The organism is Curvibacter sp. GW821-FHT09D12 (assembly GCF_059416245.1).
In genome coordinates, this window is sequence record NZ_JBWKOU010000008.1 from 290,900 (window position 1) to 306,358 (window position 15,459).

The following is a 15,459-nucleotide window of genomic DNA, read 5'->3' on the forward strand; positions in this document are numbered from 1 at the left end:
AAAGCCATGAACCCAATCACCCGAACCCTGGCGATTTGCGCCCTTGCGCTGGGGAGCACCTTGCCAGTTGCAGGCTTGGCGCAAGCCGCCCTCGACCAGAGCACGATGGCCGCGGCACAAACGCCGGCATCCCTGACCGACGGCGAAATCAAAAAGATCGACCCAGGCACCGGCAAGGTCACGATCAAACACGGCGACATCAAGCACCTGGACATGCCTGGCATGACCATGGTGTTCACCGCCAAAGACAAGGCTCTTCTGGCGCCCCTCAAGGTCGGCGACAAGATCCGATTCATGGCGACTGACGAGGGCGGAAAACTGATCGTCACCGAGATCCAGCCCGCGCAGAAGTAAGAAGCTGGCGGGCGCGATCGAAGCGCCCAGTTCAGCGGCTCTCAAGTGAATCCCCGCATCATCAACTCGTGAATGGAGAAAACCATGACCACCTCTCGCCAAACATGGATGGGGCTCTGCATGGCCGTCGCCGCATTGACGGCCTCGGCGCAGACAGCAGACGAGCACAAAAGCCATCATCCCCAGGCCACAGCCCCCTCTGCGGCGCCCGTTCAAAAGCCTGCCGACAGCACCATGGGGGCCACCAAGATGGGCGCGATGGACCAGCACATGAAAGCGATGCAGGCCATGCACGAGAAGATGGCCGCAGCCAAAACCCCTGAGGAACGGCAAGCCTTGATGAGCGAGCACATGAAGCTCATGCAAGAAGGCATGGCCATGATGAAGCCCATGGGGGGAACGCCCGGCATGGGAGGCATGCCCTCCGACAAGGCCCCCAACTCAGGCATGCCGGATCGGCAGCGAATGCTGGAAAAGCGCATGGACATGATGGAGTCCATGATGCGGATGATGATGGACCGCATGCCCCCCTCTGGCCCTGCCAATTGAGCGCGGCCGCGGGCCTGAGACCAGCAGCACCGGCGCCCTGGCCGTCCTCCGCTCTCAGGCAGCCAGCGCCTCCGGTACGCAGCCGTGTCGGGCCTCACCGGCGGGCGCTTCGCGTCCGCCAATCACATCCGCCAGATACCGCGCATCGTCGGCAATGCCCAGGAAACGGCCCGAACCCCAGGTGTTGAGCCAGGGCAGGCCCAGAAAATACAGGCCCGGCACGGAGGAGACGCCGCGTTCGTATTTCGGGTGCCCGCGGCCATCGAAGGCGGGCAGTTCGATCCAGCGGTAATCGGGCCGAAATCCGATGGCCCAGATGATGGTGGTGATGCCGGCGGCTTCGGCGTCCAGCGCCAGCACCTCGTGTTCGGGGCGCCAGACCTTGACGAAATCCGGCTCGGCCGGGGCATCGATGCCCTGCGCGGCGATGTAGCGATCGATGTCGCGGCGGATGCCCACGTAGACCTCGTCGGCATCGTCGAGGTTCTTCTCCAGGTCGGGCAGAAAGCGCAGCGTACTGCCTTCGATGTCGGCCATGCTGCCATACAGCTTCACGCCTTCCAGGGCGAACTTGCGAAGGTCGATTTCGTGACCGCCATCACGCCCGGTCATGTAGTGGTTGGTGCGCTCGCGGGCCTTGTCACCCAGGGGGTGGCGGGCCACCGTCAGCTCATACACACCCATGTCCATCAACCAGGCCGTGGATTCTCGACCACGGTACACCCTTGGCGAACGTGGGGCCGGGCCCACGCACAAATGCACCTTGCGACCTGCCAGGTGCAGGTCTTCCATCAACTGCACACCCGACTGGCCCGTGCCCACCACCAGCACCTCGCCCTCGGGCAACTGCTCGGGGTTGCGGTAGTCCACCGAGTGGATCTGCTGGATGTGCCGTGGCAGGCGCTCGGCATAGGCCGGAATGATGGGCAGGTCATACCCACCGGTAGCGACGATGACGTGGCGGGTGTGAAAGTCACCTGCCGTGGTGGCCACCAGCAGGTCGCCATTGGCTTGTCGGGTGACCCGGCTCACACCCACGCCCTCTACCACCGGGGGCCGGGTCTTCAGCGCAAAGGCCTGCACGTACTCGACGATCTGGTCCTTGAGCATGAAGCCTTCGGGGTCGTCACCGGCGTAGGGGAAGTCGGGCAGGCGGCATTGCCAGTTGGGCGTGACCAGGCAGAAGGTATCCCAACGGTCCTTGGCCCAGGCGTGGGCGACGAACTTCTTTTCGAGCACGATGTGTTCGATGCCTTGTTGCTGAAGGTAGTAGCTGACCGACAGGCCGGCCTGGCCGCCACCGACCACCACCACGGGGTAGTCTTTTTGATTGAGCAGGTGTTCCTGGTTCTTGAAGAGGGTGGACATGGGTGTGTGCTCCTTGGAAAAATCAACGGGATCCGGGGGTGAAGGCCAGCACCTGCACGCGGGGCGCAGGCTCTGACTCGAAGGCCTGGGCACGGTGTTTGATCTGGCCCAACTGGTCGATGGCACTGGAGCAGAAGTAGCCGTACTTCTGCTGCACGCGCTCAGAAGCCTCGCTCAAGGCGGCATCGCAGCGGGCCACAAAGTCGCCCAGCGCGTAGTCCGCGCCCACGGCCAGGTGGTCGGTGATGACCAGCGAGGGGGAGTAGCAGCGCTCCTGGGCGCCATCGGGCCATTTCACGGTGAAAAACATTTCAGGCATGGATATCTCCTCAGCAAAAAGACGGTTGGGAAAGCGGGCGGGCAGGCTGTGCGGCGGGGGCGCCTAGCGCCCTATCCAGGTTCGAATACAGGGCCGAATACAGAGCAACATGGGCGCGGGCCGCAGCGCCCCAGTCAAAGCGGCGCGCCAGCGGCAGGCCCCGCTCGCGCAGCGCCTGGGCCGTGCCCTGAAACAACACCTGCAGCAGGGCCTCGGTCATGGAGGGCGTCGAATGCGGGTCCACCCACAGGGCGTCGTCGGGCCCCAGGAAATCGGTGAAGGGCTCTTGCCGCGAGACGACGACGGGTACCCCGCTGGCCATGGCCTCGACGATGGCCAGTCCAAAACCCTCAAGCAGTGATGGAAACAGCAGTGCCGTGGCCAGCCGGTACAGGGCGGGCATGTCGGCATCGGCCAGCACGCCGCTCAGCACCACGGGCTGGCCAGGCCCGGCCTGCCAACCGGCCTGGGCCAGGACCTGCTCGAAGCGCTGCCGGTAGGGGCTGTGATCCAGCAGGCTGGCGCCGCCGGCAATCAGCAATTGGGCCTGGGGCACCCGGGCCCGCAAGGCCACGAAAGCCTGAAGAGCGCCCACGGTGTTCTTGCGGGCTTCAACGCCGCCTACCATCAGGTAGACCGGGCCGGTGCCCAGGCCCAGGCGCCTGGCCAGGTCGGCATCGGTGGCCTGCGGCACGGGGCTGAAGCGGCGCAGATCCACCCCGTTGTGGATGACCTGGGCCTCGCGCTGAAAGCGCTCGCGCAGCTTGGGTGCCCACGATTCGCTGACGCAGATCAGGCGATCGGCCTGCCGGATGCTCTGCTCTTCCCAGGCATCCACCACCGGATCACCAAAGCCGGCATCCACATGATGCACAGTGCGCACATAGGCCCCAACCAAGCCCTGGCGCCGCAGTGTGAGCAGGGCATTGGCGCCAATGCCATCATGGGCATGGAACACATCGAAGCCGGCCTGCCCGGCCTCCGAGAGGCCTTGCACAAAGCTGCGGATGCGGGTCTGAACCACCTCGCGCAGGCTGGGACCCGAGGCCGCTACGGGCAGGATGCGCACGGCGGCCCGGCTGCTCCGAAACAGGGGCCGCCCGGGCACGCCGGGGGCATGCACCGTCACGGCATGGCCCTGGGCGCACAGCGCATCGGCCAACTCCAGGCAGTGGACCACCCCGCCACGCGGGTTGGTGGAATGGGTGAGCAAGGCAATGCGCAACGAATCTGCTCTCATGCCAGGCTCCTGTCCTCAAGGCCGCGTGCCGGTGTGCCCTGGATGAAGGGCTGCTCGGCTAGGTTCCACAGCAAGGCCCCTTCGGGGCCCTGCTGCACGATCAGCTGCCGCACGGCCTTGACCTCGCCCACCGAGGCGCAGGCCAGGCCCCGCGCCTCGAAGCGCTGCCGCACGGCCGCCGCATGCTCGGGCCGCACACTGAGGATGAAGCCATAGCTCGGGAAGGCGGTCAGCCAGCGCAGCAGGGGCACGCCCTCGGGCCGGGGGATCGCGTCCAGATCGACGATGGCCCCCACACCCGAGCACTCCAGCAGCATCAGCGCCGTGCCCAGGGTGCCGGCCATGCTGATGTCCTTGGCGGCCTCGCACAGGCCCGCCTCGGCCATCTCGGGCAGCAGCGCCAGGTCGGCCCGCAGGCGCTCGGCGGGGGCCTCGGTGGAGGCATTCCAGTATGGAAACGGCTCCTGCCATTGGCCGCGCAGGTCCACCGCCATCAACAGTTGATCACCTGGGCGTGCCGAAAAGCTGCTGAGCAACTTCTTGGCGTGGCCGACGATGGAGACCGCCAGCTGAGGCCGTTCGGAGCGCAGATTGCTGTGCCCGCCCACGATGGGCACGCCGTAACGCTGCGAGGCCGCCACCATGCCCGCCAGCATTTTCTGGGTTTCAGCCCCTGCGCCCCGCCCCCACAAAGCGTTGACCACCGCCGTGGGCCGGCCGCCCATGGCATAGATGTCGCTGATGTTGACCATCACGCTGCTGTAGCCGGCAAACCAGGGCATGCGGGTGATGAAGTCTTCCACCAAGCCCTCGATGGCCAGCAGCTGGTAACCACCCTGGCCATCGGGCAGTGCAGCACAGTCGTCACCCAGGGGCACGGCCTGGTCCATCTGACCCACGCCCTGCGCCAAAAGATCGTCAAAGCAGTCGACCACGGCGCTGATGTCACGCTTGTGGGCAAAGCCGCGGCTGTCAAGCAACGCGGCCACCAGATCGGTCAAGGCGCTCATGGCTGGCCCCCGGCTTCGACAAAAAACCCCATCAGTGGGTCGTGGCAAGGTGGGTAGTGCGCCAGATCGGCCTGCATGAGGTGATGGGGTCGGCCATGGGCCAGCGAGGTGTCCAGCGACCGCCAGTGCAGCTTCTCGAACAGGGGCACGTTCTGCATCTGCACGTGGGCCAGAAAGGTCTCGCAGCCCAGGCCATGGGCCGTACAGACCGCCAGACGGATCAGCTGGGCGCCCAGCCTGGCCTGGCGGCGCATGGCGCGTTGCACCGCCAGCCGGGAACCCCACCACAGGCCTGGTGAGGCCTCGTGGATGCGCACCGTGCCCAGCACGCTGCTGTGGGCCTGCCGCACGTCATAGGCGGCAGCGATCAACAGCCGGGCCTGCGAGTCGATGTCGTCACGGTCGCTGCCGGTGAAGATGCCCTGTTCGTCGCAGAACACGGCGCGGCGCAAGGCCATGGCCTGCGCGATTTCTTCGTCAAGCAAGGCCTGGCGCACATGGAAAGCCGGGCAGGCGGGGCTTGGGTCACGCGCCCCGGCGGGGTGGGTGGACGGTGGGGTGATCAGGCTGTTCATGGGGCCTCCGTGGGGCTCTGGCGGGTTCAGGACTCATAGACCGACATCGACGAGCAGGCGCCGCATTTGCCGCAGCCCGCCTTGATGTCGGTGGAGCGCAGGCCGGCCTCGCGCACGATGTCGCCCAGGGGCTCCAGTACCGAGCGCATGAACCCGGGGCTGGGTGCAGGGTGGCTCTCCAGCGGGGTGCCGCTGATGGGCACGAAGGGCACCACGAAGGGATAGACCCCCATCGAGGCCAGGCGCGCGCTCATGTCCAGGATGGCTTCTCGGCTGTCACCCAGGCCGGCCAGGATGTAGCTGCTGACCTGGCCCCGGCCGAAGACCTGCACGGCAGCCTCGAAGGCGCTCAGGTAGCGCGCAATCGGCACCGAGGCCTTGCCGGGCATGATGCGTTCGCGCACCGCGGGCGTGACCGCCTCCAGGTGCATGCCCAGGGTGTCGATGCCGGCCGCCTTCATGCGGGCGAACCAGGCATCGTCGTCAGGTGGCTCGCACTGGCCCTGGATGGGCAGGTCGACCGCTGCCTTGATGGCCTGGGCGCTCTCGCACAAGAGGGCCGCGCCCCGGTCGGTGGCGTTGGGTGTGCCCGTGGTCAGCACCATGTGTTTCACACCGTCAAGCAGCACCGCCATGCGGGCCACCTCGGCCAGTTGCTGGGGCGTCTTGCGCGCGATGGTGCGGCCTGCCGCCAGCGACTGACCGATGGAACAGAACTGGCAGGTCTTCTTGCGGCTTTCGTAGCGGATGCAGGTCTGCAGCACGGTGGTGGCCAGCACATCGGCGCCATGCAGCGTGGCGATGTGCGAGTAAGGCACGCCGTCCAGCGTCTGCAGCGCATAAAAGCGCGGTTGCCTGGGGAAGCTGATGCTGGCAATCGGAATCGCGTCGCGGGTGATCACGCTGCGCCCCTGGGCATCTGGCGCCAGGGCCACGAAGGGCGAGGTCCAGGCGGTCGAGGTGTGGACCGGCACCATGATGGTGTGGCCGTCCACCGTCACGGCCTTGTGATCGGAGGGGCCGGCACCGCCGCGTCGGCTGGCCACGCCCGCCGATGTATCGACCAGGCGCAGACCCAGCGATTGCAGCTCACTCATCAGGTGCCGGGTGTCCGGCGCGGGCATCAAGGCGGCTTGGGGGCTCATGGGATTCACTCCTGGACAAGGGTGGAAACGGGCGCGGAATCGCCTGCAGGCGCCGCTGCGGTCGCGGACGAGATGGGCTGGGTGCCCGGCATCTCAAAGTGGGTCTGGGCCGGGCGCCGGTTGATGGCCAGGCTCAGCAACTCAGGGCGCGCGTAATGGCCCACCGAATCCATCATTCGCTTGCGCTTGGTGAGCAGGGCCAGGTCCAGATCGGCGATCACCATGCCCTCGCCCTCGGTCAGCGGCTCGGCCAGGTATTTGCCCTCGGGCGAGACGATGGCGGTGTGGCAGCCGCCGCGCAGCGCGCGCTGCAGGCTCACATCCGGGGTCACGGACTCGATCTGGGCATCGGTCAGCCAGCCGGTGGCGTTGACCACGAAGCAGCCCGATTCGAGCGCGTGGTGACGAAGGGTCACGCCCATCTGCTCGGCAAAGATGGGCCCCACCAGCGAACCCGGGAACTGGGCGCAGTGGATCTCTTCGTGCTCGGTCATCAACGCATAGCGGGCCAGCGGGTTGTAGTGCTCCCAACAGGCCAGGGCGCCCACACGGCCCACGGCCGTGTCGACCACGCGCAGGCCTTGGGCATCGCCCTGCCCCCAGACCATGCGCTCGTGGTAGGTGGGGGTGATCTTGCGGCGCTTGAGCTTCAGGGCACCGTCGGCATCGAAGATCAGTTGCGTGTTGTAGAGGCTGCCGTGGTCGCGCTCATTCACGCCCAGCACCACGACCAGGCCACGGGCGCGGGCGCGCTCGGCCACGGCCTGGGTCACCGGGCCGGGCACCACCACGGCCCGCTCGTAGAGCTGCAGATGCGGTGCGCCTTGCTGGCAGGGTGGCAGCACGAATGAAAAATAGGGGTAGTACGGAACAAAGGTTTCGGGGAACACCACCAGCTCGGCGCCCTGGCGGGCGGCCTCATCGATGGCATTGCAGACCCGGTCCAGCGTTCCGGTGGGGGTCTCCAGATCGGGAGCGATCTGGACGGCGGCGGCACGGACGGTTCGAGCTTGGGTCATGGTGGTGTTCCCTGCTCGACTCAGACCGTCCAGGTGTCGATGATCAAGGCCCCCTCTTTGCGGTGCAGCAGCTTGATGTCGAGCACATCCAGCGGACTGATGGGGCGGATGCCCGGAATCAGCGAGCCCTCACCGTGGCCATACAAAGCCTGAAGCGCAAAGCGGCAGGCATAGACCTTGCCCCCTTCGGCCATGAACTTGATGAGCTGGTTGTTGTGGTTCTGATGGCCCGGGAAGGCCTCGTCGCCCAGGGTGGGAAAGCCGCGCTGCAGGCCCAGGGTGACGCCGGGCCCATACAGCAGCACCGAGGTCTCGAAGCCCTTGCGCAGCAGCCGGGTCGCCTGCAGCAGGTTGACGAAGCCGATCGAACCTTCAAAGGCCACGGTGTGGAAGGTGACCAGGGCTTTTTCGCCGGGGGCGGCCTTCACATCTTCAAAGACTTTTTCTTCGTAGTCGACAAGAAAATCGCCTTTCTGGTGGGCGGGTTGGGTGACTTTTGGCATAGCGCTGCTCCATGGAGGGTTGGTGGGAAGACACCGGGCTGAATGCCCCGTGTCTGCCTTCTGCATTGCAGGCCACATGCCCGTTTGAGCCTGGCCGATGCGATCAATCTGCGATCAAGCGCCTGTGCATTGCCCCGGCGCGCCTGCAAAAAAATGGAGGCCCCCTCCGAGCCGCGAAACCCCGCCTGAAGACCCCGAAACAGCCTTGATTGGCCATGCGATCAATGCACTCCATCATTGGCCAGCCCGGCACCAAAGGCGATCAGCCGCCCCCCCGAGTCAGCAGCTTTGGTGCGGCCTTGGCGCGCGATGGCCCGGCCCGCGTGGCATGCTTGATGCAATCAATCCGGCAGCCCCCCCGCCCTCAGAAAGCCCCCCATGCCCATCAACGCCACCCGCTGGCGCAAGCGCCTGAGCCAGGACAGCCGACCGGCCTACCTGATGATGGCCGAGCTGATCGCCGAAGACATCCAGCGCGGCGAGCTCAGCACGCGCGAGCGCATGCCCACCCTGCGTGACATGGCGCAGTTGCTCAAGCTGAACTACACCACCGTGGCCCGGGGCTATGGCGAAGCCAAGCGCCGGGGTCTGATCGACTCGCATGTGGGCATCGGCACGGTGGTGCGTGGCCGCATCCCTGGCCTGCCGCTGCGCTCGGGCAGCAGCGCCGAGATGACCATGAACCTGCCACCCGAGCCTGTGGCCCATGCCCTGGTGCAGCAGATGCAGCAGCAGGCCGGTGAAGCCCTGGCCAATGGCGGCTCGCACGGCTACTACGAGCTGATGCGCTACCAGGACTACGGCGGAAGCAACGAGGCGCGCGATGCGGGCGCGCTGTGGCTGCGCAGCCATGTGCCCGATTGCCATGCCGCACAGGTGCTTGTGGGCCCGGGCATCCACGGGGTGCTGCTGGCCCTGATCACCCTGCTGTGCCGGCCTGGCGAGGTGCTCTGCGTCGAAGCCCTGGCCTACCCCGGCATGAAGGTGATTGCCGCCCAATTGGGCGTGAAGCTGCAGGCCCTGACCCTGGACGATGAAGGCGTGAGCGCCGAGGACTTCGAACACGCCTGCAAAACCATGCAGCCTCGCGCCCTGGTGTGCAACCCCAACATCCACAACCCGACCACCGTGACCATGAGCCTGCAGCGGCGCCGCGAGATCGCCGACATCGCCACCCGCTACAGCGTGCCCCTGATCGAGGACGATGCCTATGGCAAGCTGCAGTCCCAGGCCCTGCCCACCCTGCTCAGCCTGGCCCCCGAGCTGACCTACTACATCGCCGGCCTGTCCAAGAGCCTGGGTGCGGGGCTGCGCATGTCCTACCTCTGCACACTCAACCCGCGCCTGCTGCAACGCACGGCAGGTGCGCTGCGCGCCACCACGGTCATGAGCTCACCCTTCACCGCAGCCCTGGTCACACGCTGGATCCAGACCGGGGCAGCGCCGGCCATGCTGGCGGCGATCCGCGAAGAGTCGACCGCACGCCAGCACCTGGCCCAGCGCTACCTCGCCGAGCACGGCGCACTGGCCGACCCGCAGGGCTTTCATGTCTGGCTGCCGCTGCGCGAAGACTGGAACCCGATCGACGTGGCCACCAGCCTGCGTGCCCAGGGCATCGCCTGCGTGGCCAGCGCCGCCTTCTCGACCGACGCCGACCCACCGCCCGCGCTGCGCCTGTGCCTGGGCGGCTCGATCGGTCGCGAGGACCTGCAGCAGGCGCTGCGCCTGCTGTCGTCCGTGCTGGACCAGGCACTGCCGCCACCCTCGGCGTGAAGCGAGGCGATTCGAGGGGATTCGAGGCGTTCAGGTGCTGAAAGGCGCTGAATGGGCCTGCCTTTGCGCCAAACAGGGCCGAGTTGGCTCGCTCCTTGGCTGGTCCTTGGAACGACCTGGAGGATGGTTGTTTGTCGATCCAGACGCCCCTTGAATGTCGATTTGGACGCTGCTTCAATGTTGATTTGGACGGTCGAACGATGCTGAATTGGACGCCCTGCCCAACCCTGCATCGACGCGCTGTGCGCACCACACGCCGTGGTGGCCAACTGATCCTGAAAAGTTTCCGATTTCTGATGCGGCTGCCTCAGGGCAGGTGTAGCCAAACTACGGTGCATGCCCACACAACGATACGCAGACATCCAAGCCAAGCCAGCCAGCCCGGCGCCGAACCCCCAGGTTCTTCTGGTCAGCCAGCAAAACCAGATGTGGATCGACGACCCCTGGCTGTTGATCCACCAGCCCGACGATTTGATCTCGACGCCCGCCGACAAGCGCCTGATCCTGCCTTTGCCGATGTGGCGCGAACTGCTCGGCGAAACCTCTTTGGATCTGTCGCAAATCGGCGTCTGGGTCGATAGCCAGCAACAGTTCGAGGCCCATGCGCCGGCCCTGGCGGCGCTGCCCCTGGTGGCCCTGCGGATCGGTGGCCCGGATTCAGACTGGTGCTATGGCGCGGCCAACCACCTGAGGGCCTCGCTGAAGTTTGGCGGGGAGCTGCGCGCCTTCGGGCCCATCACCGGGGCGCAGTTGTTCTACCTGCATCGCTGCGGCTTCAACAGTTTTTCCATGCCCACCCCCAGCCTGGAGTGCTGAAATGCGCGCGCCGCCCTGCGGCGCGGCGGCAAGGCCCCGGGCTCAGGCGGGCCCGTAAAGGCCCTGGGCCACATCCATCAGATGGGTCTTCAAGCACTGCAGCGCCGGGTCGCGCAGGCTGCTGCTGCGCGAGGCCAGTTCGATGGAATAGCGGGGCAGCTCGATCGGACAGGGCACACACACCAAGGTCCCCAGGGCAGCCAAGGCGCGGGCCGCGTGCTCGGGCAGGGTGGCCAGGGCCGTGCCGCCACGCAGCAGGTGAGGCAAGGCCGCAAAGTGGGTGGTGGAGGCCTCGATGCGCCGGCTGTGGCCCAGGGCCGCCAGGGCTTCATCGACCACCCCCACAAAGCCACCCGACGAGATCAGCAGATGCGGCCGGCGCAGGTAGTCCTCCAGCCCCAGGGGCCCGGCCGGGGTCTGTGCCGCATCCATCACGCAAGCATAGCGGCCGGTGCCCAGCACCTGGCGCGCCAGGGTGCGCGAGCTGCCCGTGCCGGCCCCCAGGCTCAGGTCGATGCGCCGGTCCATCAGCATGTCGGCGGCCAAGCCGCTGTGGGTCTGGCGCAGCACCAGGCGCAGGCCGGGCGCCGCCTGCTGAAGCCGGTCGATGAGCCGACGCCCCAGGGCCATCTCGTGGTCGTCTGACAGGCCCAGCACCACGGTGCGCCCGGCCAAGCTGGCGCCCCCGGGCTGGGCCAGGGCCAGGCTTTGCCGCAGCTTTTGCAGGGCCTCGGCAATCAGGGGGCGCAGTTCTTCGGCCTTGGGCGTGGGGCGCAGGCCACGGCCGGTGCGCTCAAACAAGGGGTCGCCATACAGGGCGCGCAGCCGGCCCAGCGCCGCACTGACGGCCGATTGCGTGACCCCCAACCGGATGGCGGCCCGGCCGGCCGTGCCCTCCTCGTGCAAGGCCTGCAACACCTTGAGCAGGTTCAGGTCGACGCTGTCGATATTCATGTCGTTCATATCAGCTTGTCTGATCATCGGTTGATTGATGATCGCCAAAGGCCGACGATGACGCAATCACCCTGTTGTTTCGAAAGCGAGTTCACATGACCCGATCCACGGTTGCCGCGCTGCAAATCGGCGCCCACCCCGAAGGCAAGGCCGCCACCCTGGCGCAGATCCTGTCGCATGAAGACGCCATCCGCGCCGCCGGCGCCAGCCTGGTGGTGATGCCCGAGGCCTTGCTGGGCGGCTACCCCAAGGGCGAGGGCTTTGGCACCTACCTGGGCTACCGCCTGCCCGAAGGCCGCCAGGCTTTTGAGCGCTACTACGACAACGCCATCGACGTGCCAGGCACCGAAACCGAGGCCCTGGCCGGCCTGGCCGAGCGCTGCCAGGCCCACATCGTGATCGGCGTGATCGAGCGCGCAGGCAACACCTTGTATTGCACCGCCTTGTTCTTCGCCCCCGAGGGCGGACTGGTGGCCAAGCACCGCAAGCTCATGCCCACGGGTACCGAACGGCTGATCTGGGGCCAGGGCGATGGCTCCACCCTGCCGGTGCTGGACACGCCCGCAGGCCGTGTCGGTGCCGTGATCTGCTGGGAGAACCACATGCCCCTGCTGCGCACCGCCATGTACGCCAAGGGCGTGCAGATCTGGTGCGCCCCCACGGTGGACGCGCGCGACATCTGGCAGTCGTCGATGCGGCACATCGCGCACGAGGGGCGCTGCTTCGTGATCAGCGCCTGCCAGGTGCAGCCCTCACCCAAGGCCCTGGGCGTGAACGCCCCCCATTGGGACCCCGATCTGCCCCTGATCGGCGGCAACAGCATGATCGTGGGCCCTCTGGGCGACGTGCTGGCCGGGCCACTCCAGCACGAGACCGGCCTGCTGGTGGCCCAGATCGACACCACCGAACTGACCCGCGCCCGCTACGATTTCGATGTGGTGGGCCACTACGCGCGGCCGGACGTGTTCTCGCTGACGGTGGACGAGCGCCCGCGGCAGAGTGTGGTGTTCAAGGCTTGAGCACCGGGGTTGTGGCCTGCGGACGACAGAACGCAGACGACATGTGAAGGCGCACCCGTCAACGGCGAGCCGAAAACACCTTCTTGGCAAAGTCGGCAATCGCGTCCGCCATGGCCTGGGGCTGCTCAGGTGCCAAGGCATGGCTGGCGTTCTTGATCACGACGATGGTCACCCGGTCGCCCAGCATGGACTTCAGGACGTTCGAAAACCGGCGCGGGGCCACGGGGTCGTACTCGGCCTGCAGATCCAGGATGGGGGCGGAACCAGCAGCAAAGTAATCGTCCACCGGGGTGACGTTGCGGGCATGCGATTGCGCCTCATGGGTGGCCTCGTGCCAACCACCCAACCAGACCCTGGGGTCGTTGCCCGGGGCGAAGAAGGCGATCTTCAGGTATTCCAGGCGCTGTTCTTCAGACAAGGCTGGATTGCTGGGGCCGTCGATCGCCTTGCGCATCTCAGGGCCGATAGGCAGCTCTTTGGACCCCGGCGGCACCTTGCCTGCGGAAGCTGCGGCCACCACCACCCCGGCCACCAGGTCGGGGCGGTCTGTGGCAAGCATGCGGGCCGCGAAGTTGCCCCATGCATGACCGACCACCACCACCGGGGCCTTGACCTCGGCATCGATCACCATGGCAACGTCGGCGGCAAAGTCATGCACGGTCAAGCCGTGCATGGGGCCCTGGCTTTGGCCGACGCCGCGGGGCTCAGGCCGCAGCACGCGAAAGCCTTCGGAGGCCAGCCGTTCGGCAACCTTGTCATAGTCACGGCCTGATCGGCCCAGCGAGGGCAGCATCACGATGGCAGGGCCTTGCCCTTGTTCGGTGACTTCGATGCGAACAGGGCCATTTTCGATCACCTTGTGTTGCAAAGCAGTGGCCGCCACATCGGCGGCCATGCTGCAGGCGGACCAGGCAATCAAGCCAGAGAGAAGAATGAGTTTGGCAATTTTCATGGTTGGCTTTCAAGGGCCCCGGCCTCTTAAGCAGTGGCCAGGGCGAGGATGGAAAAAGATGGGCGCGCGCTCAGTGGGCAGCGTTCACCTGGCGTGCGAAGCGGGCCACGGCCTCGGAGACCTGTGCGGGTCGCTCCGGGAACATGGCGTGGCCTGCCCCTTTGACCACGTCGACCTGCACCCGATCACCCAAATACGCCTTCATCACATCCTTGACCACCACCGCATCGAATTCGCCCTGCAGATCCAGGATGGGGGCGGTGCTGCCGCCCGAAAAATAGCGGTCGATGGGCGTGACATTGCGGGCGTGGGCCTCGGCATGGTGGTTCGCCTCGTACCAGCCCTCCAGCCATTCGCTCGGATCATGGCCGGGGGCAAAAAAGGCCTGCTTCAGGTATTGCAGGCGCTGGGCCTGCGGCAGCGCCGGGTTGCCCGAGCCGTCAATGGCATCGCGCAGACGCCCATAGGGCTTCTCGGTGGAGCCCGGCGGAAGCTTGCCAGCCGAAGCCGCGGCCATGATCAGGCCTTTGACCAGGTCTGGTCGGTCAACCGCCAGCATGCGCGCCGGTTGGCTGCCCCAGGCATGCCCCAGAATGACGGCCGGACCGGTCTTCTCGGCATCGCACACCGCTGCCACATCGGCGGCGAAGTCGTGCAGGGTCAAGCCCTCCAGAGGCCCCTGGCTGGCACCGATGCCACGAGGCTCAGGTCGGATCACACGAAAACCCTGCGCGGCCAATCGTGCAGCCACCTGGTCAAAGTCGCGAACCGAGCGCCCCAGCGATGGCAACATCACGATCGCAGGCCCTTGCCCCTGGCTCAGCACCTCGATCTGCACCGCGCCGCTGCGGACCAGGCGGCGTTCGATCACGGTGGCTGGCACGCCCGGTTGATCCAGGCCACTGCGTTCAATGGCCGCGACTGCCGCAGGGGAACCCAGGTAGCGCACGAAGTCCAGCGCCTCCGCAGCATGCGTGCTATTGGCCGCAACGGAGGCCGTCACCACGGAGACCTTCTGAACCTCCTCCGGCAAGGGGCCGACGTAGTGCACCCCTGGCACCACCCGCAACTCGCTGATCTGCTGCAGGCCCAGGGCAGCACTGCCTTCGGCCAGCACCTCACCCACCAATTGTTTGCCCGGCACAAGGTGGCGCTTGGATGCCACCTCCTGCTCGATACCCAATCGCTTGAGCAGCACGTTCTGGATGTAGGTTCCGCTGGCGCCTTCCGAGTACGCCACCGAAGGTGCGCCAAGCAGCGCCTGGCGCAGCTTGTCGACACTCGATATGTCTGGCACAGGGCTGCCCGCCTTGACCCCGACGCCGACCCCTGACTGAGCGATGTCGAGCCGAGCCGAAGCTGCGAAGCGCCGCTCACGGATCAGACGATCCAGCTCGGAGGACACCATGATGAGCACATCAGGGGCTTGCCCGTTTTTGATCCGCACGGGGATGGCTTCATGCGACTGACCCAGCGAAGGGCCCCAGGACATCTTCAGCCGATGGCCCGACTGCTTTTCATAGTCGGCCACCACGGTCTTGAAGGCTCCTGACACGGCACCCGTCGCCAGCACCTCCAGTTCAACCGCCTGAGCCGGATGGCCCATCGAGGCCAAGGCCAGCAAGGCGGGCCACACCACGGACTTGAGTCTGTCTTCGTACCTTTTCATTCACGTCTCCTTGTTGTTAACCGAGTCCCCCGCGCCAGGCCCCGTGGCCGGGCTGCGGTGGAGCGAATCAATCTGCGGGCCTGGCAGACGCCTTGGGACCCAGCCAGCTGCGGCGCACCACGCTGCCCGTGAGGGCGCGGTATTTGTCGGCATCGAACGAGCCTTCCCAGCGCGCAATGGCGAACACGGCGACG

Annotated in this window: 16 protein-coding genes; 5 read left to right on the forward strand and 11 right to left on the reverse strand. The window is 66.5% G+C overall.

Going from position 1 to position 15,459, the window contains the following annotated elements; genetic code table 11:
- Positions 1-6: 6 nt before the first annotated feature.
- Entirely contained in the window at positions 7-354 is a 348-nt protein-coding gene (locus AC07PT_RS15655; protein ID WP_492347594.1) for a copper-binding protein, read from the forward strand.
- Between the two features lie 84 nt (positions 355-438).
- On the forward strand, positions 439-903 hold the full coding sequence (locus tag AC07PT_RS15660) for a hypothetical protein (protein ID WP_492347593.1): 465 nt from the start codon (positions 439-441) through the stop codon (positions 901-903).
- Between the two features lie 54 nt (positions 904-957).
- Here the strand turns inward: AC07PT_RS15660 and AC07PT_RS15665 are convergent, their stop codons facing one another.
- From AC07PT_RS15665 to AC07PT_RS15700, 8 genes are read right to left on the reverse strand one after another with little or no spacing between them, the layout of a single operon-like run.
- Positions 958-2,271 carry an MSMEG_0569 family flavin-dependent oxidoreductase gene (locus tag AC07PT_RS15665; protein ID WP_494657226.1) on the reverse strand — a complete coding sequence of 438 codons (1,314 nt, stop codon included), beginning with the start codon at positions 2,269-2,271 and terminating at the stop codon, positions 958-960.
- Positions 2,272-2,293: 22 nt separating this feature from the next.
- Positions 2,294-2,590, reverse strand: a complete 297-nt coding sequence (locus AC07PT_RS15670; RefSeq protein ID WP_494657227.1) for an MSMEG_0570 family nitrogen starvation response protein — start codon at positions 2,588-2,590, stop codon at positions 2,294-2,296.
- A gap of 10 nt (positions 2,591-2,600) precedes the next feature.
- Complete coding sequence (locus AC07PT_RS15675; RefSeq protein ID WP_492347590.1) at positions 2,601-3,830, reverse strand: MSMEG_0565 family glycosyltransferase; 1,230 nt, start codon at positions 3,828-3,830, stop codon at positions 2,601-2,603.
- Positions 3,827-4,840 (reverse strand): sll0787 family AIR synthase-like protein, encoded by a 1,014-nt coding sequence (locus AC07PT_RS15680; RefSeq protein WP_494657228.1) that lies wholly within the window; start codon positions 4,838-4,840, stop codon positions 3,827-3,829. Before AC07PT_RS15680 ends, AC07PT_RS15675 begins: the two co-directional genes overlap by 4 nt.
- Positions 4,837-5,415, reverse strand: a complete 579-nt coding sequence (locus tag AC07PT_RS15685) for an MSMEG_0567/Sll0786 family nitrogen starvation N-acetyltransferase (RefSeq protein WP_494657229.1) — start codon at positions 5,413-5,415, stop codon at positions 4,837-4,839. Before AC07PT_RS15685 ends, AC07PT_RS15680 begins: the two co-directional genes overlap by 4 nt.
- Positions 5,416-5,441: 26 nt before the next feature.
- Positions 5,442-6,512 (reverse strand): MSMEG_0568 family radical SAM protein, encoded by a 1,071-nt coding sequence (locus AC07PT_RS15690; protein ID WP_494657238.1) that lies wholly within the window; start codon positions 6,510-6,512, stop codon positions 5,442-5,444.
- Positions 6,513-6,565: 53 nt separating this feature from the next.
- Entirely contained in the window at positions 6,566-7,579 is a 1,014-nt protein-coding gene (locus AC07PT_RS15695; RefSeq protein WP_494657230.1) for a Nit6803 family nitrilase, read from the reverse strand.
- A 20-nt stretch (positions 7,580-7,599) separates the two neighbouring features.
- Positions 7,600-8,082 (reverse strand): MSMEG_0572/Sll0783 family nitrogen starvation response protein, encoded by a 483-nt coding sequence (locus AC07PT_RS15700; protein WP_027474024.1) that lies wholly within the window; start codon positions 8,080-8,082, stop codon positions 7,600-7,602.
- Between the two features lie 378 nt (positions 8,083-8,460).
- Here AC07PT_RS15700 and AC07PT_RS15705 point away from each other — a divergent pair, with 378 nt between their 5' ends.
- Positions 8,461-9,855 (forward strand): aminotransferase-like domain-containing protein, encoded by a 1,395-nt coding sequence (locus AC07PT_RS15705; protein ID WP_492347586.1) that lies wholly within the window; start codon positions 8,461-8,463, stop codon positions 9,853-9,855.
- A gap of 336 nt (positions 9,856-10,191) precedes the next feature.
- Positions 10,192-10,671 carry a DUF934 domain-containing protein gene (locus tag AC07PT_RS15710; RefSeq protein ID WP_492347585.1) on the forward strand — a complete coding sequence of 160 codons (480 nt, stop codon included), beginning with the start codon at positions 10,192-10,194 and terminating at the stop codon, positions 10,669-10,671.
- Between the two features lie 42 nt (positions 10,672-10,713).
- Here the strand turns inward: AC07PT_RS15710 and AC07PT_RS15715 are convergent, their stop codons facing one another.
- Entirely contained in the window at positions 10,714-11,634 is a 921-nt protein-coding gene (locus tag AC07PT_RS15715; protein ID WP_494657231.1) for a LysR family transcriptional regulator, read from the reverse strand.
- Between the two features lie 86 nt (positions 11,635-11,720).
- On the opposite strand from AC07PT_RS15715, the gene AC07PT_RS15720 reads away from it, so the two are divergent.
- On the forward strand, positions 11,721-12,644 hold the full coding sequence (locus tag AC07PT_RS15720; RefSeq protein WP_492347583.1) for a carbon-nitrogen hydrolase family protein: 924 nt from the start codon (positions 11,721-11,723) through the stop codon (positions 12,642-12,644).
- Positions 12,645-12,702: 58 nt separating this feature from the next.
- Here the strand turns inward: AC07PT_RS15720 and AC07PT_RS15725 are convergent, their stop codons facing one another.
- Positions 12,703-13,596, reverse strand: a complete 894-nt coding sequence (locus AC07PT_RS15725) for an alpha/beta fold hydrolase (protein ID WP_494657232.1) — start codon at positions 13,594-13,596, stop codon at positions 12,703-12,705.
- Between the two features lie 70 nt (positions 13,597-13,666).
- Positions 13,667-15,265: an alpha/beta fold hydrolase gene (locus AC07PT_RS15730; protein ID WP_492347581.1), complete on the reverse strand. Its 1,599-nt coding sequence runs from the start codon at positions 15,263-15,265 to the stop codon at positions 13,667-13,669.
- Positions 15,266-15,459: the final 194 nt, after the last annotated feature.